22 protein-coding genes are annotated in these 23,863 nt (G+C 69.3%); 9 read left to right on the forward strand and 13 right to left on the reverse strand.

All coding sequences use genetic code 11. The features are described 5' to 3' along the window. Positions 1-81: 81 nt before the first annotated feature. Entirely contained in the window at positions 82-1,317 is a 1,236-nt protein-coding gene (locus HUA76_RS40770; protein ID WP_174463939.1) for a hypothetical protein, read from the forward strand. A gap of 232 nt (positions 1,318-1,549) precedes the next feature. On the opposite strand, the gene HUA76_RS40775 is transcribed toward HUA76_RS40770, so the two are convergent. Beyond that, entirely contained in the window at positions 1,550-2,392 is an 843-nt protein-coding gene (locus HUA76_RS40775) for a dienelactone hydrolase family protein (RefSeq protein WP_174463940.1), read from the reverse strand. Between the two features lie 92 nt (positions 2,393-2,484). Between HUA76_RS40775 and HUA76_RS40780 the strand changes: the two genes are divergently transcribed. Beyond that, positions 2,485-3,441, forward strand: coding sequence for a GlxA family transcriptional regulator (locus tag HUA76_RS40780; RefSeq protein ID WP_141647833.1), 957 nt, complete (start codon positions 2,485-2,487; stop codon positions 3,439-3,441). Between the two features lie 91 nt (positions 3,442-3,532). Here the strand turns inward: HUA76_RS40780 and HUA76_RS40785 are convergent, their stop codons facing one another. Continuing rightward, complete coding sequence (locus tag HUA76_RS40785) at positions 3,533-3,958, reverse strand: PaaI family thioesterase (RefSeq protein ID WP_174463941.1); 426 nt, start codon at positions 3,956-3,958, stop codon at positions 3,533-3,535. Positions 3,959-4,044: 86 nt separating this feature from the next. After that, positions 4,045-5,007 (reverse strand): AraC family transcriptional regulator, encoded by a 963-nt coding sequence (locus HUA76_RS40790; protein ID WP_174463942.1) that lies wholly within the window; start codon positions 5,005-5,007, stop codon positions 4,045-4,047. 145 nt (positions 5,008-5,152) lie between these two features. Between HUA76_RS40790 and HUA76_RS40795 the strand changes: the two genes are divergently transcribed. From HUA76_RS40795 to HUA76_RS40810, 4 genes are all read left to right on the forward strand, one after another. Further along, the gene (locus HUA76_RS40795; RefSeq protein ID WP_174463943.1) at positions 5,153-5,596 is read left to right on the forward strand and encodes a DUF4267 domain-containing protein; all 444 of its coding nucleotides are present in this window, start codon (positions 5,153-5,155) and stop codon (positions 5,594-5,596) included. 243 nt (positions 5,597-5,839) lie between these two features. Beyond that, positions 5,840-6,493 carry a hemolysin III family protein gene (locus HUA76_RS40800; protein WP_174464686.1) on the forward strand — a complete coding sequence of 218 codons (654 nt, stop codon included), beginning with the start codon at positions 5,840-5,842 and terminating at the stop codon, positions 6,491-6,493. Between the two features lie 76 nt (positions 6,494-6,569). Further along, complete coding sequence (locus HUA76_RS40805; protein WP_174463944.1) at positions 6,570-7,352, forward strand: polymer-forming cytoskeletal protein; 783 nt, start codon at positions 6,570-6,572, stop codon at positions 7,350-7,352. A gap of 506 nt (positions 7,353-7,858) precedes the next feature. After that, positions 7,859-8,890: a class I SAM-dependent methyltransferase gene (locus HUA76_RS40810; protein ID WP_141641500.1), complete on the forward strand. Its 1,032-nt coding sequence runs from the start codon at positions 7,859-7,861 to the stop codon at positions 8,888-8,890. Positions 8,891-8,916: 26 nt separating this feature from the next. Here HUA76_RS40810 and HUA76_RS40815 read toward each other — a convergent pair whose 3' ends face one another. Genes HUA76_RS40815 through HUA76_RS40825 form a run of 3 tightly spaced genes read right to left on the reverse strand, consistent with a single transcriptional unit; the run spans position 8,917 to position 12,473 of the window. Further along, positions 8,917-9,729, reverse strand: a complete 813-nt coding sequence (locus HUA76_RS40815; RefSeq protein WP_174456341.1) for a hypothetical protein — start codon at positions 9,727-9,729, stop codon at positions 8,917-8,919. A gap of 39 nt (positions 9,730-9,768) precedes the next feature. After that, positions 9,769-10,365, reverse strand: coding sequence for a hypothetical protein (locus tag HUA76_RS40820; protein ID WP_174456342.1), 597 nt, complete (start codon positions 10,363-10,365; stop codon positions 9,769-9,771). A gap of 56 nt (positions 10,366-10,421) precedes the next feature. Next, the gene (locus HUA76_RS40825; RefSeq protein WP_174463945.1) at positions 10,422-12,473 is read right to left on the reverse strand and encodes a PAS domain-containing sensor histidine kinase; all 2,052 of its coding nucleotides are present in this window, start codon (positions 12,471-12,473) and stop codon (positions 10,422-10,424) included. 315 nt (positions 12,474-12,788) lie between these two features. Between HUA76_RS40825 and HUA76_RS40830 the strand changes: the two genes are divergently transcribed. Beyond that, positions 12,789-13,493: an NADPH-dependent F420 reductase gene (locus HUA76_RS40830; protein WP_174456344.1), complete on the forward strand. Its 705-nt coding sequence runs from the start codon at positions 12,789-12,791 to the stop codon at positions 13,491-13,493. A 56-nt stretch (positions 13,494-13,549) separates the two neighbouring features. On the opposite strand, the gene HUA76_RS40835 is transcribed toward HUA76_RS40830, so the two are convergent. From HUA76_RS40835 to HUA76_RS40850, 4 genes are all read right to left on the reverse strand, one after another. Continuing rightward, the gene (locus HUA76_RS40835; RefSeq protein WP_174463946.1) at positions 13,550-13,966 is read right to left on the reverse strand and encodes a hypothetical protein; all 417 of its coding nucleotides are present in this window, start codon (positions 13,964-13,966) and stop codon (positions 13,550-13,552) included. 141 nt (positions 13,967-14,107) lie between these two features. Further along, positions 14,108-15,958, reverse strand: a complete 1,851-nt coding sequence (locus HUA76_RS40840; protein ID WP_174463966.1) for a M48 family metallopeptidase — start codon at positions 15,956-15,958, stop codon at positions 14,108-14,110. A gap of 137 nt (positions 15,959-16,095) precedes the next feature. Continuing rightward, positions 16,096-16,896: a GNAT family N-acetyltransferase gene (locus tag HUA76_RS40845; RefSeq protein ID WP_174463947.1), complete on the reverse strand. Its 801-nt coding sequence runs from the start codon at positions 16,894-16,896 to the stop codon at positions 16,096-16,098. Between the two features lie 75 nt (positions 16,897-16,971). Next, a complete protein-coding gene (locus tag HUA76_RS40850; protein ID WP_174456347.1) occupies positions 16,972-17,799 on the reverse strand; it encodes an AraC family transcriptional regulator in 828 nt (275 codons plus the stop codon). Positions 17,800-18,029: 230 nt separating this feature from the next. Between HUA76_RS40850 and HUA76_RS40855 the strand changes: the two genes are divergently transcribed. After that, positions 18,030-19,988 (forward strand): PAS domain-containing protein, encoded by a 1,959-nt coding sequence (locus HUA76_RS40855; RefSeq protein WP_371823594.1) that lies wholly within the window; start codon positions 18,030-18,032, stop codon positions 19,986-19,988. A gap of 57 nt (positions 19,989-20,045) precedes the next feature. Here the strand turns inward: HUA76_RS40855 and HUA76_RS40860 are convergent, their stop codons facing one another. Next, positions 20,046-21,059 carry a M91 family zinc metallopeptidase gene (locus tag HUA76_RS40860; protein ID WP_174463949.1) on the reverse strand — a complete coding sequence of 338 codons (1,014 nt, stop codon included), beginning with the start codon at positions 21,057-21,059 and terminating at the stop codon, positions 20,046-20,048. A gap of 263 nt (positions 21,060-21,322) precedes the next feature. On the opposite strand from HUA76_RS40860, the gene HUA76_RS40865 reads away from it, so the two are divergent. Then, positions 21,323-22,351: a hypothetical protein gene (locus HUA76_RS40865; protein ID WP_174463950.1), complete on the forward strand. Its 1,029-nt coding sequence runs from the start codon at positions 21,323-21,325 to the stop codon at positions 22,349-22,351. A 67-nt stretch (positions 22,352-22,418) separates the two neighbouring features. On the opposite strand, the gene HUA76_RS40870 is transcribed toward HUA76_RS40865, so the two are convergent. Both HUA76_RS40870 and HUA76_RS40875 read right to left on the reverse strand, forming a co-directional pair. Beyond that, the gene (locus HUA76_RS40870; protein WP_174463951.1) at positions 22,419-22,769 is read right to left on the reverse strand and encodes a nuclear transport factor 2 family protein; all 351 of its coding nucleotides are present in this window, start codon (positions 22,767-22,769) and stop codon (positions 22,419-22,421) included. 78 nt (positions 22,770-22,847) lie between these two features. Continuing rightward, positions 22,848-23,831: a GlxA family transcriptional regulator gene (locus HUA76_RS40875; RefSeq protein WP_174463952.1), complete on the reverse strand. Its 984-nt coding sequence runs from the start codon at positions 23,829-23,831 to the stop codon at positions 22,848-22,850. Between the last annotated feature and the right edge of the window lie 32 nt (positions 23,832-23,863).

Here is a 23,863-nt window from a genome sequence, read left to right on the forward strand (position 1 = left end):
AAGCCGGCGCGCCCCGCGACCCACGAGCCCTCATGGTATAGGGGCCGCCCCGCAGGATGAGCCCCAGAGGTGAAATCACGGATGTCGGAGCGGCATATTGAGATGTTCTGGCGGTGCTCCAGCTGTCAGCACCGCAACCTCGGTCGTCACATGGTGTGTCAGGGCTGCAAGAACGCCAAGGACGGCAGTGAGCAGTACGAGATGCCAGAGGACACGGCCTCCGCGGTGACGGTGACCGACGCGGCGCTCCTGCGAATGGCCACCACCGGCCCCCACTGGCGTTGCGCCTACTGCGACAGCGACCAGCGAGCCCTGGACGGCGGCTGCAAGAACTGCGGCGCCTCGCCACCGGTGAGCCCTGGCACGCCCGACAAGGCCCCGGCTCCTCCCGAGAAGAAGAAGTCCCGGCGCGGGTGCATCTCCATCGTCCTCATCGTGGCGTTCTTCGGCTGCTGCTGCCCCATGTGGATGAACTCGGGGAAGTCGGGCTCGGCGTCCGTGCAGCAACCACCCGAGCAGGTCCAGACAGGCCCCGAGTGGACGAGGAGCCTTCAGGTCAAGGAGCTCGCCTGGGAGCACACGGTGTCTGTCGAGCGTCGCCATCAGGTCGAGCGCGAGGGCTTCGCCGAAGACAAGCCGTCGGACGCCCTCCAGGTGAAGGCCCAGGGACAGCGTCACCACCATGACGACCAGGTCCTCAATGGCTACGAGACCGTCTACTTCACGGAGCGGAAGCAGTCCGGTTACACCACCGAGACCTACCGCGACAAAGAGGCCTGCGGCGAGGACTGCTCCACCACGCCGAAGAAGTGCAAGGAAGACTGCACGAGCAACAAGAACGGCTTCGCCACGTGCAAGACCACGTGCACCGGTGGGGAGAAGCGCTGCACCACCCGCTATTGCTCGGTGACCAAGACGCGGAAGGAGCCGCGCTATGTCGACGAGCGGCGCTCGCGCAAGGAGCCGCGCTATCGGAGCGTGCCCCGTGACGCGCCGTGGTTCTCCTGGAAGGAGTGGACCTGGAGCCATGAGCGGGACGTGAAGGCGAGCGGGAAGACTCTGGAGACCCGCTGGCCCGCTGATGCCGAGCTGCGCCCGCCCAAGGCACTGCCCAAGGGCACGCAGGAGCGGAACTCCCGCAGCGCGAGCTACACCGTCGTCTTCCAGGGCGAAGGCCATCCTCCCGTCACGTACTCGCCGGAGACCCTGGAAGAGTTCCAGCGCTTCGCCATCGGAAGCACGCACACCGTCCAGCAGGAGAAGGGCGAGGTCTCGGTCGTCCCCGCGAAACCACCGCCGCCCGCCGCGGCGAAATGAAGTGAGCGCGAGCCGCCCGAAGAGTTCCGGGCGGAGGCAATGAGTAGCGCCAGCGGAGACCGCCTCCCGCCAGTTCGTGGGCAGGCGGCTCGGCTCCAGTCCGTTGTGGCTGCCCCGTTGGATCCGAACGACCCGCCAGTTCGTGGGCAGGCGGCGCCGTTCCAGTTCGTCGTGGCAGCTCCCGTTGGGTCAGCACGCCCCGCCCCGGCGGCATGGGCCCGCTGCACTCCCACTACGCCAGGAGTCTCCGGCGGAGGAACGCCAGGATTTCGTCTCGCGCGGCGGTGGTGGGTGCGTGCTCCTCATCGACGAAGTGGACGGTCAGGACGCTGTGGGGCGTGGGGATGAACTTGAAGAAGTCGTCGGAGCGCTCGGACTTCGGGCCCGCCGCGCTGTCGGGCAACACGCGTCCGAGGAACCGCTCCCCAAGTGCCTGCTGGTAGGCGGCGAAGCGCTCCGCACGACAGAAGGAATCGCCCTGGAACCGATAGGCGAGGACGGTCAGGTCTTCATCCACCAGTCGCTGCCTCACACGCTCCAGTTCCTCGGGAGCGATGTTGACGCCCCCAGGTTCGTCGAGCGGCAGCGACGGCTGGGACAGCACCGGCGCCAGCACCGCCTTCTCCAGCATCATCGACAGCGCGAAGTTGCCCGTGAAGCACATGCCCACCGCGCCCACTCCCGGGCCGCCACATTCCTCGTGCGCCTGCGCGGCAAGCGCCCTCAGCCACGCCGCGATGGGACTGGAGGCATTCGCGCCGAGCGCCCTGAACTCCTTGCTGATGCACGCGCGCTCGAAGATGGCCTTGCCCTCCTTCGCGGTGGGCACCGCGCCATCACGACCGAAGAGGCTCGGCATCCACACGGTGAAGCCGGCGTCCCGCACCCAGCGAGCGAAGCGCGCGACGCGGGGACTGATGCCCGGCATCTCCGCCATCACGATGACCGCGGGCCCCTCTCCCGCCGTGTAGACCTTCCGCATCTCCCCCAACAGCGTGACGTCGCGGCGCTGAAAGTCCTCCAGGGAATCGTCCTCTTCGAGATTGCGCGAGGCAGGCGCGGCCTGGGTCGTCATGTGCGGTCAACTCCTTTCGCACGCAGAAGAACACCAGCCCTTTCGACATCGCCAGTGTCCGAAAAGACGATTTTCGGGCAGATTCAGACACCATGTCCTTCACCATCATCGTCATGGAGGGCGCCTTCGCGACGAGCGTCGCTGCGACACTCGACATGCTCCGGGCCGCGCGCGCCCTGGGGGCGGAGTCGCTGCGCTTCGAGGTGTGCTCGGTCGACGGCGGACAGGTCCCACTCACGGAGCGCGTGAGCATCGACACGTCGCGCCTGCGTGCGATGGCCCGAGGTGACACGTCGACCTGGGTCATCCCGGGACTCGGCATGACCCACGCCGCCGCCGTGCACGCACGGCTCGCGAGGCCGGACGCCACGAAGCTCTCGAAGGCCATCGCCCGTCATGTCTCGCGCGGAGGGCGCGTCGCCGCCTCGTGCACCGCCGTCTTCCTGCTGCGACAAGCGGGAGTCCTGACCGGCCGAAGAGTCACCACCACCTGGTGGCTCGCGGGACTGCTCTCGGAGCTGGAGCGGCAGTGCCGGGTTGATTCGAACGCGATGGTCTGCGCGGATGGCCCCATCATCACCGCCGGCGCCGCCTTCGCGCAGACAGACCTCATGTTGCACCTGCTGCGAGAGCGCTGCGGCGCGCGACTGGTCGACCTCCTCGCGCGAACCATGCTGCTCGACGGCAGGCAGGCGCAGGCGAAGTTCATCGCGCCGGAGCTGCTCGCGAACGGAGATGCGTTGATTGCGCGAATCACCGCGGCGCTCGAGGCGGGCTTCCCGAATCCCCCGGGAGTCGCCGAGCTCGCCACGCGCCTCGGCATGACGGAGCGGACCCTGTCGCGCCACGTCCAGCGTGCGACGGGCCGAAGCCCTCTCGCGCTCGTCCACAGCGTCAAGGTGCGGCGCGCCCAGGCGCTGCTTCAATCGACGCACCTGAGCATCGACGACGTCGCCGCCGAGGTCGGCTACCAGGACGCGAGCACGCTTCGCCGGTTGATGAAGAAGCTCGGAGGCGGGTCACCGCGTGCGCTTCGCCCGGCGCGGTAGAGCAGGGGCCCATCAACGCGCGCACGGTCAGCGAAACGCTTCGACGCCATCGAGGGCTCAGCCACGCGGGAGGCCTCCTCGACCTTCGGGCTCAGGAACCCGCGCCGCTCCGGCCCACGGGCGGAATCGCATAGGTCCCCACCGCATGCGCCACGGGCTCCGGCAGGCCTTCCGAGTAGAGGGACACCTCTCCCACCGCCAGCGTCCGGCCCAGCTTCAGCAGCTTGCACACCCCGAGGATGCGGCGGTCCGCCGACGGCTTTCGCATGAAGTTGAAGCTCAGGCTCGTCGTCACGGTGAGCGGGACGATGCCAAGCTCGCCCAGAATCGCGACATAGAGCGCCACGTCCGCGGTGGCCATCAGCACCGGGCCGGACACCGTGCCTCCGGGCCGCAGCTCCGCGCGCCCGATTTCATGCGCCACGGTGGCGGACTTGTCCCCGACCTCCAGAATCCGCACCCGCGTCTGCGGGAACTCCGCGGCGATGAAGGCCGCGATTTCTTGCTGACTTGCCATCCTCCGAGTCTGCAGGAAATGCCTCGACGAAGCGTGACGAAGTCGCGCTCACCCGCGTCGACGCGCCCGGAGTGTCCACCTCATTCTCACTGCGGGTGCCCTTGCGACGGTGGGAGTTCCCCACGCGCCCTGCGTCGGTACTCGCCAGGAGGCAGGCCCATGACCCGGCGAAAGGCCCGATTGAAGGCGAACTCGGACTCATAGCCCACACGTCCCGCGATGGCCGCGAGCCCGTCCTGGCCCTCGCGCAGTGCTTGCGCGGCCTCCTGCATCCGCAGCCGGGTGAGGTACTCGTGAGGCGCCACGCCCACCTCGCTCGCGAAGCGCCGCGCGAGTGTCGCTCTCGAGGTGCCCGAACGCCGTGCGAGCTCGCTCACCGTCCAGTCCCTCCCTGGCTCGGCGTGCATCCAACCCAGGACACTCGCGAGCGTCCTGTCTCCGAGCGCGCCCAACCAACCAGCACCTCCTGAGGTCTGCGCATCGGCCCAGGCCCGCAGCACCTGCACCAGGAGGATGTCGAGCAGTCGCGAGACAATCACCGAGGCGCCCCGCTCCCCCCGCTCATATTCCCGTTCGAGCAATGCCACCGTGGGCAACAAGGCACGTGCTTCCTCGGACGCTCCACGCAGATGGACTCGCTCGGGAAGCAGTCGAAGCACGGGATGGGCTCCGGGCTCGTCGAACGCGAAGCAGCCACAGAGCAGGCGCGACTCCACGCCAGACCCGCCCAGCACGTAGGACGACTCCCCTTCCCCTCGCGTCGCCAGCCAGTCCTCCAGCCGAAGCTTGGGGCTGCGCGGCGAATCCGCCACGGCATGTCCATCCCCACGAGGCAGCAGCACGACGTCACCGGGCCCGAGCGCGATGACCTCTCCGCCCTGCGTCAACTGGCAGGTGCCCGCGATGACCAGGTGCAGGGCCGCCGTGGCCGTCGGTGCGAAACGCAGCCCCCACGGGGCCCGCGCCACGGTGCGGCAGTAGATCCGCCCACGAAGATGAGTGCGCTCGAGAATCTGCCCGAGCAGGTCGGAGGCATGCGTCAGGTCCATGCCTCCAGGCTAACAGCGGACTGTCCATAGCGCTCGCGCACTGAGCGTTTCAGACAAAAGACTGAGTCATCGGCGAATGGCGCTTCCGGGGCCTGAACGGCACATTCCCCTTCACAAGCGACACCGAACTCCCCCTGGAGGCCCCATGAATCCGACCCCCTCGAACTTGTCCTGGAAGCTCACCTCTCCCACCGCGCTGTTCACGCTGCTGCTGGGGGCCTTCATGCTGTACCTCAGCGTCGGGGGAGTGTTGGACCCCGTCGGGGCGGCGACGGGCTTCGGCCTCCCGCTCACCGGGTCCGAAGCCATTCCCTGGATGCACATCAAGGCGGGGCGAGACCTCGGCCTGGGGCTCGCGATCTTCGCCCTGGTGGCGACCCGGCAACGGCAGGCCGCGGGCGTCTTCGTCCTCGCCACCATCGTGATGCCCACGGTGGATGCGCTGACCGTGATGCAGAACGGGGCCTCACTCGCCTACGCACTCATGGTTCATGGAAGCGCCGCGGTCTACGGCGTCGTCCTGGCCACCGCGCTGCTGCGCCCCCGTCGCCCGTCGCAAGCCGTGCTGCCGGAGAACGGAGTTCGATGAACGGGGCTGCTCTCACCTTCCCCCACGCGGATTCGACTCGCGGATGTGTGCGGGGAGGTGCGCCACTCGCTTCTGACACGGCACCTGTGCTTCTGATGTACCCATGTTCGTCACGCACCGCGCCAAGGGCTTCGCAGCGTCTTCCTCCCGCCACGGAAGCGGTGCCCTCGCGCTGCGAGAGAAGCCAGGCCTGCGCGCACCCGGTTCCGGCACCCGCTGTCTGGTGGGTGCCGGGGGCCTGTCCTGACCGCCCAGGCCGTCGAGAAGCCGAAGCTGCGCGGAGTGCTGCACCAGTTCGCCGCCGTGGGCGCGTTCGGCGCCGGCAGCGTGCTGGTCTCCATGGCGCCCACGCTCCGGACCGCCACCGCCGCCGCGCTGTATGCCATCAGCCTCGTCGTGCTGTTCTCGGTCAGCGCCACCTACCACCGGGTGGACTGGTCCGTGCGCGGCCGGGCCTGGATGCGGAAGATGGACCACGCCTCCATCTTCATCCTCATCGCCGGCACGTACACGCCCATCGCATTGATTGGACTCTCCGGAGCCGCGGGTGACAGCCTGCTGCTCGCCATCTGGTGCGGCGCCCTCGTTGGCGTGGTGAAGTCGCTGTTCTGGGCCCATGCTCCCAAGGTGCTCACCGCCGCCCTCGCCCTCGCGGTCGGCTGGACGCTGGTGCCCTACCTCGACGAGGTGCGCGCCGCGCTCGGCGGCGTCGAGCTGACGCTCATCCTCCTGGGGGGCGTCGCCTATACCTCGGGCGCCATCGCCTACGCCTTGAAACGCCCTGACTTCCGTCCCGGCGTCTTCGGATATCACGAGCTGTTTCACGCGTTGACCATCGTCGGCGCGCTGTTCCACTTCGTGGTGGTGCTGCGGCTCGTGCGCGCCGCGGGCGCATAGCCCCGCGCGGTCGAAGCAAAACCGCCGTGACAGGGAACACATCGGGATGTGGCCCCCGTGCGGTATCGTGGCGAACATGATGGGCACGAAGAAACATCTGCTCCCGAAGGCACAGCGCTTCAGCGCGGGGACCCTCACGGAGGAGTCGGCGCTGGCGCTGCTGAAGAAGCACGCCCGTGGGAAGTTCGCGAAGTCGAGCACCCTCCGCTCCGCCAAGCGCTTCATCGAGCAGCGCGCCGGGGGCGACCGCGCCGACAGCGACATCCTCCACCACGTGGGGAACCTCACCCTGGAGGAGCTCGTCACCGGGCGCCGGCCGCGAATCGGCCTCCTCATCGTCGAAGGCGACCTCACCGTGAAGGGGCGTTACGAGGACTCGCTCGACCCGGAGTCGGTCGTCATCGTCACCGGCTCGCTGCGGGCCCGGGACGTCATCACCACGGGGTTCCTGGAGGTACACGGGGACCTCGTCGCCAGCCAGTCCATCCTGTTTCTCGACAATGACGCCTGCTGCGAGGTGTTCGGCGACGTCAGCGCGCCCTTCGTCTACACGAACTACCACGCGGTGAAGGTGCACGGCGGCGTGAAGGCCCGGCTCGTCACCGGGGACGCGAAGCACATCCGCAGCGCACAGAAGCACGCGTTCATCGAGGAGACCGACCCGCGCGTCCGCGAAGTCCTCTCACCGAAGCTGCTGAAGGTCTACGCCGACGAGGTGTTCGAGGACGAAGAAGGCGAGGAGGCCGACCCCGAGGCACCGTGGATCGACGCCATCGACGCGGAGAAGCTCGCGGCGTTCATCCGCCGGGGGCAGCCCGCGCTGGCTCAGCCCGCGGCTCCCAGACGTCGGAAGAAGTGACGGTGGGCCGCCGGGCCCTCCACGGGGACGTGAGGGGTAAGGCCTCCGAGCAGGACGCCAGCGCCCGGTAGGACCGTCACCCCAGGCGCGACGGTGGCTCGCGGACGTGTTACCCCCTCGGATCCATGCCCCCCCGCTCCCCTCGCACCGCCCCCCCGTCCAAGAGGGCGGCTCCCCGCGCAGCCGCATCCCCGTCCAAGGGGTCGGCGCCCCGCGCCACCACGTCCCCGTCCAAGGGGTCGGCGCCCCGCGCCACTGCATCCCCGTCCAAGGGGTCGGCGCCCCGCGCCACCGCGTCCCCATCCAAGGGGTCGGCGCCCCGCGCCACCGCGTCCCCATCCAAGGGGTCGGCGCCCCGCGCCACCGCGTCCCCGTCCAAGGGGTCGGCGCCCCGCGCCACCACGTCCCCGTCAAAGGGCGCGGCTCCCGTCGCCCCGGCGACCCCGCTCCCTCCTGGCGCCCCGTTCACCTGGCGCTCGGAGAGCAACGAGCCCTCGCCCACCCGGCTGCATGCGGTGAATGACCGGCTCAGCGCGGACACGGCGCTCAAGCGGGTCCGGAATGGCGAGTTCCTGCTGTACTCGGGCGACTTCCACAACGCGAAGCAGCTCCTGGGCGCGCTGGGTCGGAGGCTCGAACGGGCGTCGAACGCGCGCTCACCCCTGGAAGCCTTCCGGGCCGAGCGTCGCGCACGGCAGCTGGAGCACGAGACGCTGTCGCGCATCGTCGTGTCGCTCGACCGAGACTACCGGCTCGCGCTAGCGCGGGCCCCCGACGTGGCCCAGGCGTGCCGACAGGTCTGGGGTGAGCCGGAGACGGAGTTCACCGTCGTCCCCCTCAAGCAGCTGCTCGGCATGCTCGGAGCGACGGAGTGGCGGCGAAAGGGCCTGGCGGTGCCCGGCCTCACGGGCCTCATCCATCCGCACTACGGCGTGTACCTGCCCACGCGCACCGACTACGTGGAGCTGCTGCTCTGGCTGCCCCTCCTGAAGGGCCAGCGCGTATTCGACGTGGGCACGGGGACGGGCGTGCTCTCGTTCCTGCTCCTCCAGCGGGGCGCCGCGTCCGTGCAGGCGACGGACTGCGACTCGCGCGCGGTGGCCTGCGCACGGGAGAACGCGGAGCAGTTGGGACTGAGCAAGTCCTTCCAGGTGGCCGAGGCCGACCTCTTCCCCGAGGGGAAGGCGGACCTCGTGGTCTGCAACCCGCCGTGGATTCCCGAGCCGCCGAAGAACCGGGTGGACCGCGCGGTGTTCGACGAGGACAGCCAGTTCCTGCGGCGCTTCCTCGAAGGACTCCCCGCCGCGCTCACTCCGGGAGGCGAGGGGCTGCTGATTCTGTCGGACCTGGCGGTGCTGCTCGGCCTGCGTCCGTCCGGATGGCTCCAGGAGCAGTTCACCCGGTGCGGCCTGACGGTGAAGTCGAGCCGCTCGACGGTGGCACGGCACTCCAAGGCCCAGGACACCTCGGACCCGCTGCACATGGCGCGCTCACGCGAGACGACCACGCTCTACTGCCTCACGGCGGTGGCGCCGTAATCCAGCGGGGGAGCGGTGGCGCCTGACTACGAGGCGCTCCGCCCCGGGTCCGCGCGCTCCAGCGTCAGCACTGCCGACGTGAGCCGAGGCTGGTCCAGCTCACGCGCGAGAATCGCCAGACAGAGCTCGGCGTCTCCCAGGGAGGCGTCGGGCCTGTCGCCAAGCCCCTGGAGTCGAGCCTGGAGCTGCTCCAGCGAGAAGCCCCGGCGCTGGATGTCCGCGAGCATGCCCTGACGGAGCGTCTCCAAGACCCTCCCCTCGTTCGCCAGTTCGAACACCAGCTCCTCCAGGCTCACGCTGACAGGCATCCACGCCTCGTCGGGAGCCCTCGCACCGTAGAGACCTTGCGCCACGTTCGCGTCGGACATCGTGACGCGTGAGCCATCGCGCTCCAGGCCCAGGGCGGACTGGTCCCAGACGATGGCGCCCGCGGAGGAGCGCTCGCCATCGACGAGCAGGGTCTCCACCGCGGTGAACCAGCTCGCGACCTGCCAGAAATGGTCGAAGGTCCCCTCCGTCCAGGACCGGCCTCCGATGCGGACCTCCAAACCGAACCGCAGACGACAGCAATTGAAGTTCGGCATGTCGAGGCAGAGCTGCACCAGCTCGCGCTCCTTCCCGAGGAGCGAGGCGCCCTCCATCACGAACGACTCGCTCGCATCCTCGCCGAACGCGCTCGCCCGGTTGGGCACGGCGAGGAGCCCTTCCGGCACCGCGACGCGGCCCTTGGAGCCATATGCTCGCGCCCCGGGCGGACCCACCTGCTCGTCATGGAACAAGGGAGCGGCGACGAGCAGCGTCGCCAACAACTGCGTGGCTTCTCTCGGGGGCGCGCTCACGTGACGTCCGGGCCTGCCATCAGGAAGGGAGGCTCGACTTCACTCGATATCCACGACGCACGCACCCACCTCCAGCAGGAGCGGCTCTCGCGCGGAGACCCGACAGCGCTCACCGGGCGTCGACAGCTGCTTGGCGCCGACCGTCGTCACGCCCTCCACCGCCTCGATGTAGAAGCAGGGGTGGTGCCCCCCGCCGACCGTCACCTTGACCTGGTGCTCGGCCACCCCCTCCTGGTCCACGACGATGACGTTGGTCGCCGCCCGTCCGACGGTGAGCGGACTGGACCAGACCTCGTGCCGTCCACCGAGCAGCAGCTTGGAGAGGACCTCGCCCTGCTTCGAGCGAACGGTCACCTTCATCCGGTATTGCTCCACGCGCCAGTACACCAGGGACGTGCTGAACGGCTTCACGTCCCCCCAGGCCAGCGTGCCCGTTTCGGGGTCCACGCGGACGGTCTGAAAGTTCTCCGGCGAGCGCAGCCAGTCGCGCGTCTCCTCGGTGAGGTCGGGGACGCGCGCGGGCTCCCAGTCGAAGAGGCACGGCTTGAGGCTCGCCTCGCCCTCGTGCCCGTCGCTGAAGCGCACGCGGACGACGAAGGGAGCGACACAGCGGGCATCGAGAATCACTGCGGCCATGCTCGGACCTCGCCCTGTCAGGGGGTCCTCCACCTTGCGGCGCGCGTGTCTCATTTTCAAGAGCGGGGGGTGGGCCCGCCCCGACCCGACGGCCCGGGTGAGTCCTTCGCGCCCTGGCGCAGCTCGAAGCTGAACGTGGCGCCCTGGCCCGGCTCGCTCTCGACCGAAATCCTCCCGCCATGCTCCAGGATGAGCTGCTTGGAGATGTAGAGGCCCAGCCCCAGACCGCTGGACTCGCTCGCGGAAGTCGCGCGCTCGAAGCGGACGAAGATTCGCTCGTGATGCTCGGGAGGGATGCCACGGCCTTCATCCCGGAGGCTGAACTTCACCCAGCCCTCCCGCGACTCGAGCTTCGCGTGCACCGGCTTGCCGGGCGCGTACTTGATGGCGTTGGTGATGAAGTTCGTCAGCACCTGTTCGATTCGCGCGGCATCCAGACGGACGACGAGGCCGTCCGCCACCTGCTGCTCGAGCTGGATTCCAGCGGCCTCGAACTGGGGCGTGAAACGACCCAGCACTTCCCGCACCAGGTCGGAGAGGTTCGTCTCCTCGGGTATCACCGTCAGCTTGCCCGTGCTGATGCGCGACACGTCGAGCATGTCATTGACCAGGCGCCCCAGCCGGTCCACCTGGATGAGCGTGGTGTCGAGCAGCTTCTCGAAGCGCGCGGGCGGAAACGCCGCGAGGCCCTGGTTCGCGAAGAGCCGCTTGCTCATCTGTGCCTGCAGCTTGAGCGTGGTCAGCGGCGTATTGAGTTCATGCGAGGCGACCCCGAGGAACGTGTCCCGCGAGACGATGGCCGCGCGGAGGTTCTCCGCGAGCTGCTCAATCTCTTTCTGCTCGTTGACCTGGTCGGTCACCTCGTAGATGACCACCAGGATGCCGTCGATGCGCCCGGCCGGGTCGCGCTTCGCCTGGTAGGTGAAGTTGATGAACAGCTCCCGCTCGGCCCCGTCGGACTGGACCATGGACGCGCGCAGCTTCGTGCCATGGAAGCTCTTGCCCGTCTGATAGACGCCGTCGAGAATCTCGTGGAACCCCTGCCCCTCCAGCTCCGGCAGCGCCTCCCGGACGGGCAGGTGCAAGAGGTCCGTGGCCGGGCGCCCTCCGAACAGCATGGACATGTAAGGGGCGTTCACGAAGGTGTAGACGTGGCGCGGCCCGCTGAGGATGGCGATGCCCAGCGGCGCTTGCAGCAGGAAGCTCTGGAGTTCCTGACGCGCGAGCTGGCCCTCCTCCTCCGCCCACTTGCGCTCGCTGATGTCGAGCGCCGTCCCGATGAACCGGGTGGCCCTTCCCTCCGCGTCGAAGGAGACCTGACCTCGCGCTTCGACCCAGCGAGGCCGCTCACCCGAGCCCCCTCTCACCCGGTGCTCCCGCAGGTAATGACCCTTCGTCTCCCCCGCGAGCGCGGCGGCGATGCTCACGCGCACGGCATCCACGTCATCGGGATGGATGCGCTCGAGGAACTGGGGGATGCCGTACTCCGCCTGCTCCGGCAGCCCGAAGAGTTCGGTCATCCGCGCATCCGCCGTCAGCACCCTGGTGGCGACCTCCAGCTCCCAGGTGCCTGCCCCGGAGGCCTCCACGACCCGGCGCAGGCGGTCCTGGCTGCGCCGCAGGGCCTGCTCGCTGAGGATGCGCCCGGTGGTCTCCGTGCAGACCACCAGCGTGCCTTGAATCTTCCCGGACTCGTCGAAGACCGGGGAGTAGCCATAGGTCCAGTAGACGTCCTCGATGCGGCCGTTGCGGAAGATGGGGACGAGCTGGTCCTCGTTCCAGCTGGCCTTCCCCTCGCGCATCACGTCTTCGATTTGCGGTCCGATGATGGGCCAGATTTCAGGCCACGTCTCCCGGCCCGGCCGCCCGAGGGCCGCGGGGTGCTTGCCCTTGCCGAAGCTGGGCACATAGGCGTCGTTGTAGAACTGGATGAGCTGGGGGCCCCACCAGAGGAACATGGGGTGGCGCGAGTGGAGGAGGGTCTGGACGGTGGTCCGCAGTGAGCCGGGCCAGCGCTCCACGGGGCCCACGGGAGTCGAGGCCCAGTCCATCGCGCGCATCCGGGCAGCCATCTCCCCGGTCCCGCTGAACAGCTCCTCCGCATTCACGTGGTCGCGCTCCCGGGTCGTGCCGCGGGAGCGGAGTTCTAGAGCATCGCTCCCTTGCATGAAACAACTCCGCGACGCCGGGCACGCCCATGCGGCCGGCCGGTCCTTTTTACAGCCGCATCCTCGACATCGCGTGCTCACGGAGGCACCGCTCGCAGGCCAGGACACTCCCGCGGGCCCTGAACCTCCTGTCGGAGGATGCCCTCCTCGCTCGGCGCCCCCTCTCTCACGAGCGCCCGCGCGGCGAAGGGGTTATCACCGGGGTCAGGTGGCGAGGCGCACGCCTTGCCGTCCCCCTACCAACCGGAGTGACAGATGAAGATTGGAATCATCGGCGCGGGCCATATCGGCGCGGCACTGGCGAGGAAGTGGGTGAAGCTGGGTCACGAGGTCGTCATCGCGAACTCGCGCGGACCGGACTCGCTCCGCTCGCTCGCGGCCGAGATTGGAGCCACCCCCGTCACCGTCGAACAGGCCGCTCGCGGGGGCGAGGTCGTGGTCGTCACCATCCCCCAGCGCGCGGTGGAGGACCTGCCGAAGAATCTCTTCGCGGGCGTCCCCTCGGACGTGGTCGTCATCGACACCGGCAACTACTACCCGAGCCGCGACGGCGGCATCTCCGCGCTGACGGGAGGACAGATTGAGAGTTCCTGGGTCAGCGGCCTGCTCGGGCGGCCGGTCGTCAAGGTGTTCAACAACATCTACTCCCAATCCCTGGCGGAGAAGGGCACGCCGAAGGGGACTCCCGGGCGTATCGCGCTCCCCGTCGCGGGCGACCCGCCCGACGCGCGAGCGAAGGTCCTCCGGCTCGTCGACGAACTCGGGTTCGACGCGGTCGATGTGGGCGGCCTCGAGGAGTCGTGGCGCCAGCAGCCGGGGACGCCCTGCTACACCCGGGACCTCGACGCGCGGAGCCTGAAGGAAGCGCTCGCGTCGGCGGACCGGAGCCGCATCCCCGAGTACCGCAAGGCCGCGGATGACGCGGCGAAGGCGTTCTTCGAGGCGCAGAAGAAGGGCTGACCGCGTCGGCAGGCGGGGTGGCGCGGCCCCAGGTTGGGACGCGTCCCCCGGTGCACTCAGAGCGGCGAGACGTCGCTTGCGGATGCGGGCGCTGGCGCGGGTGCGGGCGCCGCCTCGTCCTGGCTCACCTGGGAGTTGAGCACCCAGCTCAACGAGTAGCGCGAGCCGAGCAGCCGGTAGGTCGCGCGTTTGCCGCAACCCGTGACACCCGCAGTGTGCTTGTCGAGCCGCGTCGACTCGAGCTGCGCGCGTGCACAGCCCAGGTCGAACTCCGCGCGAGCCTTCACGTCGGGAACCCAGGAGCACTGCCCCATCACACAGCGCAGCTCATAGGTGCCGGAGGTACCGCAGCCGCTCAGCTGGTACTGATTCTCGCCGAGATAGGTGGGCGTCAGCTCCTCGGAGCACTTGAGGTCCTCGGCGGCGATCTTCTCCAGATTCGCATAACGCTTGGAGTTGATGGACAGCCCCATCGGAGCGCCACACCCAATCCAGTCATCAGCCCGAGCGAGAGGTTCATGGACAGACTTCTATCATGTCCATGGTGTCTGCTTCAGCCTCCCGCTCGCGGCTCGGGAGGGCGCCACTGATTGCGGCTCACCGCGGCCCGCGCCTCAGGCTGCCTGCTGCGAGCGCGCCTGGTATTCCTTCATGGCCCTGCTGCGCCCCAGGTAGTGCTCGAAGGCGCGCAGCAGGGCGTCCGGGTCCTTCAGCTTGCTCAAGCAGATGGAGCGCTTCTCCTTGGAGCGGCCCTCGCCCGCGAGCTGCAGATCCAGGTACTTCTTGAACATGCGGTCCTCGGTGCTCGCGTTCGTCACGTGCTCGAGCAACACGGGCTCCTCCCACTCCGTGTAGCTCACCTGTGCGAAGTCCAGTTGGGCGTCCAGTCCGACGTCCTTGCCCTCGAAGGTCAGCGGCGGGAAGTGCCGCTCCACGTGCTCGCGCTCCGCCGCGTTGGACGGCACGTAGCGGTAGGCGAGCACCATGTCGTGTGCCTGGGAGAAGCGCGCCTCGTACGCGCCCCACAGCCGCGCCTCGATGGCGTCCACGTCCTCGATGGTGGTCACCCAGGAGAACGTCACCGGCTCGAGCAGCACCTGCGCCATGTCCGCCGGCGCCAGCCGCGCGTTCACGTTCTCCAGCCGCGCGGAGAGCGGCGGGTGGGAGTCGAACGGATGCGGCGTCACCGTCCCGTGCAGGTCGCCATGCACGGCGTCGGACTGCGCGTATTCCGCGAAGCCGAGGGCGACCCGCCGGGCGATGGCCACGGACTGCTGCCGCTCGTCGCGGGAGAAGAGGTCCGACTCCACGCGCTCACGAAAGCCCGCGTACGCGCCCACCTTCACCAGCGAGCGGGCGATGTCCCGACCCGAGGTGAGGCCCGCGGCGAGGCGATCCGCGGCGAGTTCGCTCGCACGCCGGCTGCGTCCCAGCGACAGCTCGAAGAGCCCGCGATAGGCCACCATGAAGTGGTAGATGGGCCGCGTCAGTCCGCCCTCGTGCAGCGTCTGGAGGTACTGGCCGAAGTGCGCGAGCATCGGCGCGAGCCGCTTGCCGTGCCCCGTGTCTCCGCCCAGCAGGTGCCCCATCTCGTGCGCGAGCACCGCGTCGGCCTCCGACTGCTCCAGGAGGCGCAGCAGGGACAGGCTCACGTAGAGCGTCCTGCCCGAGAGCGTCCGGTCCCCGACGCGCACGTCGCCCTCGGTGACGAAGAAGTTGGCGTCGATGCCCGCGAGGATGTTGTTGGGAGGAGGCGTCTGGAGCCGCGCGCACAGCTTGCGCACGTGCGCCCAGAGTTCCGGCGCCTTCGACTCCTCGAGCACCTCCGCCTCCACCTCGAAGTCCATGGGCGGACGACGGAAGATTCCGACCACCACCAGGAAGATGGCCATGGCGGCCAGCGCGCCCACCACCAGGATGAGCTTGGGGGAGTAGCGGTTGAACCAGAGCGCCGTCACCCAATAGGACAGCCACACGGCGAGGCCGCCCTGGCCTATCGCCTGGAGCGCCCCCGTGACGCGCAGCACGTTCCAGCCGATGACGAAGCTGCCGTACTGGAAGGGGCGAGAGACGAACGCGGCCAGACCACACAACAGGGCAATCACCGTGGTGGCGAGCCCGAGTGCCAGCAAGCCCAGCGCCAGGCTGTGCATCCAGTCGAACTGCTGCACGTCCTTGCACACCCCGCCGAGGTTGCTCCGGAAGTTCGCCAGCTCCGCATCCGTGCTGAGGCAGGCCGCGGAGGCAGGCACGGCGCGGAAGAAGGCCAGGGTCTCCTGCCGCTGCTGCTCGTCGAGCTGGGTGTCCTGGGCCACCTGCCGCTCGATGGACGAGAGCACGTCCCCGTCCACGCTGGAGGTGGCGTGGCCGGTGAACCACAGACCAAAGAGAGGGAGGGCGAAGAGCCAGAGGGCGGGCAGCACATAGCCGCGCAGGAAGCCGGGAGCGGTTGTCGTAGGGCGCATGATTTCGGTGCCGGGAATCTTACGCATGGGCGGGTGTCCCCTCACCAGCCCCCTGGCGCACGTCTCCGTTCCCAAGAGTCTGGAACTCCCGCCATGCCAGGACCGAACACTGATGCCCGACACAGCCGCGCACGGCGCTACGAGCGCTGCCGCATCATCACCACCTTGGGGTACGCGATGAAGAACCCCATGCGCTCCATGTTCCGCTGAGACGCACTGGCCGGCAGGGTGCTGCTCGCCGCCAACGTACACCCCTGGCGAAGGGCCCACGCCAGTCGCGCGGCAATCAACTCCTGCTGCAGCCCCCTGCCCCGGAAGCGCTCCCGCACCCCCGTCCCGGACAGCGTCGCCACGCCGTCATGCAGGGCCACGGTGCCGCCGCCCGCGGGCTCTCCGTCCACCAGCGCGAGGAAGCAGGTGGTGCCCGACATCGACGCCGTGCCCAGCATGAGCGAGGCCTCCGCGTCCGACACCTCCTCGCGTCCGAGAAAGCCCTGGGCCACCGTGCGCGAGAAGACCTCCGCCTCGCCAGGGCGAAGGGGACGAACCTCCGCGACTGTCGGCGGAGTGGGACTTCCCGGCAACTCGCGCACGAGCACCTGCTGGAACTCGCCCACCTGGTAGCCCCGCTGTGCCAGCCCCTGGGCCAGCGTGTGATGGGCGAAGGGCAGCAGGTCTATCTGGAGCACGCCGCCGCCCTGGCCCAGATGGGACTCCACCCGGTCCAGGTCCTCGGCGCTGACGGGCCCTTCCAAGCCCAGCGCGAGCGCCTGCGTGAGGGGCGAGTCGGGGCCGTTGAAGAGGGCCAGGCCCCCCGCGACTTCAAGGACACCGGAGGGCGGCGTGGCCCCGCGATTCTGCGCGGCCTGGGCCAGCTCCAGGCGTCGGGCGAGCAAGGGGTCCACGACCAGGCGTGACGGCGAAGAAGAGGGCTGCATGGCGCGCACCCTCATCCACGACGGACGGCGGCGTCTACCGGCTTCCGGCGCCGCTTGTCACAATCGTGCGCTGCTTCACGCCCGCCGCGCACGGCGGAAGCGCGCGGGCGTGGCGCCATGACGGGCACGGAACAGCGCCGTGAAGTGACTCTGGCTGCAGAAGCCGGTCGCCTGCGCCACGTCCCCCAGTGGCAGCGCGCTGGTGACGAGCAGCTCCCGGGCCCGCTCCAGTCTCCGCGTCAGGACGAAGCGGTGCGGCGTGCTCCCCGTCGCCCGCTTGAAGCTCCGAGCGAAGTGCGACGGGCTCAGCCCCACCACTCCCGCAAGCGCCTCCAGTCCCAGCGGGCCGTCCAGGTTCGCCTCCACGAAGTCGGTGACGCGACGAAGCTGCCAGGTCGCGAGGCCCACCGCCTGGAGGCTCGCGCGCCGCCGCTGCCCATCCAGCCGCAACAGCCGCAGCCCCACCACCGTGGCCAGCGCCTCCATCTCCAACCGCGCGGGTGGCAGGCCGTCACGCAGCGCCTCGCCGCTGGCGCGCAGCAGCTCCCGCAGCACCGGGTCTCTCTGACACGCGGACGGAATGGACCGCAGTCCGCGCCCCGCGCCGGACTCCCCGCTGAGCACGGCGAGCCGCTCCGGGTGCAGGAAGAAGGACACCACCTGGGCGCCTTCCGCCCACGCGAAGGCATGGGGCTGCTCGGGGCTGACGACGCCCACCTCCTCGCAGGTCACGCGAAGGTCCACCGGACGCCCGGCGGGCCGCCACCGTCCCTGGAGGGACTGGCGGACCAGCGGCATGAGCAGCTGCGACTCCGGATGATGGTGCTCCGCCGTGCACACTTGTTGATGCTGGTAGAGGGCCACGCCCACGCCCTCCCAGGCCACCGAGGCCAGGGGTTCCATCCGTCTCGCAGGTCCTGTCACGTGGCGCTCCAGCTCGGGTCGGCTTCCAGGGCGACGCCAGCGTATGTCCAGATTCATGAACATCGCAGCGCCAGCCGAGCGGGACCTCACACGGGCCGCGAATGAGTTCAACGCGGAACGTCGTGTTCGCACGGCACCTTCGCTTCCGTGCTACGCAACGCAATCCTCGCCTCACCGTTCGCCGCTCCAATCCCTCCCCCGCCCCACTCGTGAACTCGCGCATCCCTGGCCCTGGAATCGACCCTGCACCTCCTCGCGCGGTGGACCCGGCCCGCGTGTGGATGGTCGATGACAGCGCCATGCAGATGGAGCGGGCTCGCGCGCTCCTGTCGAAGCACCACGCGGTCGAGACCTTCCGCGACGCGGAGACGATGCTCGAGCGGCTCACCCAGGGTCCGCCTCCCGACGTGCTCCTGCTGGACTGGCAGTTGCCGGGCGTTTCGGGCCTGGATGCGTGCCGCTATGTGCGCGAGCACTACGATGACGTCTCGCTGCCCATCCTGATTCTCTCCGCGCGCGGAGCCCACGCGGACTTCACGGAGGGACTGCGCGCCGGGGCCAGCGACTACGTCGCCAAGCCCTATGACGACGCGGAGCTGCTCGCGCGCGTGGGCAGCCTCCTGCGCATCCGGGCCCAGGGGCAGCAGCTGCGCGAGCGCGAGGCGTACCTGGCGACGACGCTCTCCAGCATCGGCGACGCCGTCATCACCACGGACCGGGCCGGGCGCATCACCTTCCTCAACCCCGTGGCCGAGCGGGTCACCGGCTGGCATGACTCGGACGCGCGCCAGCGTCCCGTGTCGGAGGTCTTCCGCCTCATCGACGCGGGCACGCGGGCCCCGGTGGAGGACCCCGTGGGCCGCGTGCTCACGCTCGGCACGCCCCAGGGACTCATCGGGGCCACGCTGCTGTCGCGCAAGGACGGCTCCGAAGTCCCCATCGAGGACAGCGCCGCCCCCATCCGCGTGGGCGCGAGCGACCTGACCGGCGCCGTGCTCGTCTTCCGCGACGTCACCGAGCAGACGCGCGTGAGGCGACACAGTGAAGCCCTGGACGCGAAGATTCGCGCCAGCGAGGCCGAGCTGCGCGTGCTGCTCGACGCCATCCCCGTCCTCGTCTCGTATGTCGCACCGGACGAGACCTACGGCCGGGTCAACAAGGCCTATGAGGAGTGGTTCGGGATTGAGCAGGACAGCCTCCGGGGAAGGTCCATCCGGGAGGTCATCGGGGAGGCGGCGTACGCCGTGCTCGGCCCGTACGTGAAGCGAGGCCTCGCGGGCGAGAGCTTCTCGTTCGAGCAGCACGACGTCCCCTATCGCCTGGGCGGCACGCGCGACGTGAAGGTGACCTTCATCGCGCACCGGGAGCCGGGGCAGGACCCGGGCGGTTATGTGGCGCTGCTCCAGGACATCACCGCCGAGCGGAGGCTGGCGAAGGAGCGAGAGCACTCGGTCGAGCAGCAGCGGCGGCAAGCGGAGTTCGAACAGCAGCTCATCGGCATCGTGAGCCATGACCTGCGCAATCCCCTGGGCGCCATCCTGATGGGGGCCGCCCGGCTGAACCAGCAGGACGGGCTGGACCCGGGTGTCCGCAAGCTGGCGGCCCGCATCCAGTCCTCCGCCGCGCGCGCGGTGCGGATGGTGAACGAGCTGCTGGACTTCACCCAGGCCCGGATGGGCGGCGGCATCCGGATTGAGTGTGGCCCCACGGACCTCCACGCCTTGATACGCGCCATGGTGGAGGAGGTGGAAGCGGCCAACCCCTCCGCCCGGGTCCGCGTGGAGCTGCGCGGAAACGGGCAGGGCTCGTGGGATGGGGACCGGCTCTCCCAGGTGCTCCAGAACCTGGTGACGAATGCCCTGAAGTACGGCGAGCCGGAGACGCCCATCCACGTCGCCTGCCGGGGCGACGCCGAGCAGGTGACGTTCAGCGTGCACAACATGGGGGCGCCCATTCCGGAGGACCAGCTCCCCGCCCTCTTCCAGCCCTTCCAGCGGGGCACCGACGGCGTGGACAAGGCGGGCCGCAGCGTGGGACTCGGCCTGTTCATCGTGAAGTCGATTGTCGACGCGCACGGGGGCCGCATCGACGTGCGGTCCTCGACAGACAAAGGCACCACGTTCATCGTGACCCTGCCCCGCCACGCGCGCAGCTCGGCGCCTCGCTGAAGTCCTCTCTCGACGGCGAGCCGCGGCCCCTCTGAATGAGGGGCCGCGCCCGGGAGCTCACTTCTCCAGGTCGCCGAGAATCTTCCCGATGGGCGACGGCGTGCCCAGCATCTTCTGGAACGGGTTCCGGGTGTCCGAGCCCGCGTCATAGTTGCCGAGGTTGACGTCGTTCTGGTTCCGGTCCGGCAGCATGCCCGAGTAGTCCTGGCGGGACGGCAGCCCGTGCTCCTGGCGAATCTTGTTCTCGGTGGGGGCCCAGCCCGCGGGCGTGTGCGGCGTGGGACGCAGGCCCACCGTCTCGAACTCCTCGCGCAGACGCAGGCGCGTCTCGACGGTGTCCTTCATGTTGGCGGAGTGTTCGGGGAAGCGCTTGAAGACGTCCGCGTCGTGGTGCTTGCTGGCCGCCAGCGGGCTCACCTGCACGCCATTGGCCGCGCGCCAGGCGTGGACCGACTCGTGGCCCAGGCTGTTGAAGCGCTGCCCCGGGGCGTTCTCGTTGTAGTTGATGCGGCTGGCGGTGCCCGCTCCGGGCTGGCCCTCGTAGCGGTACGCGGGGCGGAGCGAGTCGAGGCCGCCGTTGTGCCGGGGCGCGTGCGACATGGGCATCGCGGCGTCGCGGCCCGAGTAGATGTCCGCCACCGTCAGCGGGTTGCGCTGGGTTCCGGTGGCCCCCGGATTCACGTGGGAGGTCCGGTCATTGAGCTCCGTCATCAACCGGCCGCCCTCGGGCTTGCTCGTCAGCCGGTGCGTGGAGTCGCGGACATCCGAGGTGAAGTCGGCGAAGTCCGCGCCCGACTGGCCGCTGTCGCGGCGGGTCCGGATGCCCTGGAGGTCCGGGTGCGCCACGCCGTAGTCCGTCGGCTTGAGGTTGTTCTTGCCGTTCTGGAGCTCGGCGGGGGTCGGGCGGGGAGCGTCGGGCTTCGGGGCCGACTCGGTCTTCTTCGGCGGGCTCTTCTCCGGCGACTTCGGCGAGCTCGTCTCCAGCTTCGGGGGAGCGCTGGTGCTCCGGGAACGCGAGCTGGGGGAGGAGGACGGGGACCGAAGGGAAGACGGCTTGGAGCGGAGCTTCATGGGGGATCGCCTCTGGAGGGAGTCGGTGACGAGGCTCCCTAGAGCATCCGGTGTGCCAGCCTCCCCGTGGCGAACAGCGGCCGTGGAGCGCCCTGATTTCAAGAGGTTCCACCAGGCGTGGGGCTCTTCGGAGCGCCTTGGCTGATGACCGTGAACAAGGGGCTGATGACCGCCGTCATCAGGCGCGGCGCCCTCCAGACTGGCAAACCCCGGGGTGGGCGCCTAGAAGCACGCCCTTCATCCACCCAAGGCTCATCCATCGTATGAATCGAAAGAACGTGCTCAGCACCCTGCTCGCACTGGGACTGCTGACGACCGTGAGTGCCCAGGCCGAGGTGTTGTTCTCCCAGGCCAACCTCCTGCTCAACAAGAACCAGCTCTCCGCGGTGAACTATCGCGGCAAGGGGCTGTCGATTCCCGTCGGGACCAAGGTCGAGGTCCTCAAGCGGAGCGACGACGAGGTGCGCTGCAAGGTGCTCGACTCGGGGGCCGAGTTCAAGTTCGTCTCCCACAAGAGCCTGGGCAAGAGCGCCGTCGCGCTGTTCCCCGGCTTCTTCGCGGCGACGGACCCCGCGGCGCGAATCGCCGCGCTCACGCCGGAAGAGCAGAAGCAGGTCAAGGCGGGTGAGCTGGCCAAGGGCATGTCCCGGGACGCGGTGCTGCTGACCGTGGGGCCGCCGCCGCCGCACCGGACGCTGTCGCTCGAGAGCACCAAGTGGACCTACTGGAGCTCGAAGTTCTCCACGTTCGACGTGGTCTTCGACAGCGCGGGCAAGGTGGTTTCGTTCGGCGATGAGCCGGCGCCCGCCCCCGCCCCCGTCCCCACGGAGAAGGTCTTCCACCACGCGACGGCGAACTTCCACTTCGAGGGCGACACCCTGTCCTGGGTGAACTACCTCAAGGGCCCCATCCTCCCGTTCAACACCCGGGTGGAGGTGCTGGACAAGAGCGACTCGAAGGTGAGCTTCAAGATCGTGGAGACGGGCAAGGAGTTCGTGTTCGAGAATGACTCGCGCTCTGGTGCGGACACCTGGGCGCTGTTCCAGGCCGCGTTCGCCCCCGAGGACCAGGCCCCCAAGCTCGCGACGCTGTCGGCGGAGGACCGCAAGAAGGTCTCCGCGTCGGAGGTGGTGACCGGCATGTCCCGCACCGCCGTGCGCATGGCGTGGGGCCCTCCTCCTCCGCACGAGACGCCCTCGTTCGACTCCACCGTCTGGACCTACTGGAAGAGCAAGATCTCCAAGGTGAAGGTCACGTTCGACAAGGACGACAAGGTCGCCTCCATCGAATAGCGGCGCGCCTCATCAGCGGCTGTCCTGGGGCCGCCTCAGCTCCAGGACAGCCGAAGGTCGCCGTCGGTCAGCGCTTCGCCAGGAGCGAACGCGGGTCGAAGGTGACGCGAATGCGGGAGATGCGCCCGTTCTCGACGTGGCTCCAGTTCGCGACCGGAATCGGAGCTCCGTCGGAGGGATGAATCTCGAACCAGGTCATCACCTCGGCACCGTCCACGAAGCGGTGCAGCACCGTCACCTGGGGCGACACCTTCCACATTCCGTTGACCAGCCCCTTCACGCACGCGTCGGCCCCATCCGCCGTCCCCAGCGCACCGACGAAGCTCACGTCGGGCGCGAGCGTGCCGCGCAACTTCGCCTCGTCCTTCTCGCTCCAGGCGTCGAAGTACGCCTTCACCACTTCCGCTGGACTTCCCATGTCGACCTCCGAAAGAGCCTCCACCCTCTCCCAGGGCGCTGACACCGGTGTGTCAGGATTGAGCGAACTGCTTTCCGGTCAACGCAAGGCGAAGCGCCGCCTGTAGGCGTCGGGCGTCAGCCCCGTGCGAGCCTTGAAGCGGCGGCGGAACGACGTGGTGTCCGCGTAGCCCACGGCCTGGGAGATGTCCTCCACGGTGCGAGGAGTCGTCTCCAGGAGGCGCCGGGCGGCCTCGACGCGCAGGCGCTGGACGTAATCCAGCGGCGTGTCACCCGTGGCCTTGCGGAAGCGGCGCAACAGCGTGCGCTCTCCCAGGCTCGCGGCCACGGCGGCGCCCGACAGGCTCACCGGGCCGGAGAGGTGGGCCTCCAGCCACTCCTGGGCGCGCAGCACGGCATCGTCCCCGTGGCCCCGAGGCGCGGCATGCACCGCATAGGGCGCCTGGAACCGACGGCCGGGCTCCACCAGGAGCATCTTCGCGCACAGCGCCGCCAGCTCCGGCGAGGCGTGCTTCGCCACCAGATGCAGGCAGAGGTCCAGATACGCCGTCACGCCACCCGCGGTGAGCACGTCGCCGTGGTCCACCAGGAGCAGCTCCGGCTTGAGCGCCACGCGCGGATAGCGCGCCTCGAAGTCCTGGGCGAGTCCCCAGTGGGTGGTGGCCTCCCGCCCATCCAGGAGGCCCGTCTTCGCGAGCAGGAAGGCACCGGCGCATACCGCCGCCAGCTGCGCGCCCTTCGCGTGCTGCCCCAGAAGCCAGTCCGCCGTGGAGCGCTCGGCCACGCTGCCCTCCAGGTTGCCGATGACGGCGGGGACGAAGACGACGTCGAAGCAGTCGGTGGGGGCCGGCACCCGCGCGGAGGCCAGCTCCAGGCCATGGAAGCTCCGGACGGGGCCGGCGCGAGCGGACACCAGCTCGGCCGTGAAGGGCTCGCTCCGGCCCTGCTCGCGGCTCAGGAGGTTGGCCATGGCGAACACATCCAGCGGGCCTGTCACGCTGGAGGCCACGCAGCCCTCCAGGGCCAACACCGCGATGTGGAGTGACGAGGACCTGGCAGCCATGAGCGCTTGTCGGTTTCCGCCCGGACTTTGTC

Origin of the sequence: Myxococcus sp. CA056 (assembly GCF_013336715.1) — a bacterium.
GTDB lineage: Bacteria > Myxococcota > Myxococcia > Myxococcales > Myxococcaceae > Myxococcus > Myxococcus llanfairpwllgwyngyllgogerychwyrndrobwllllantysiliogogogochensis.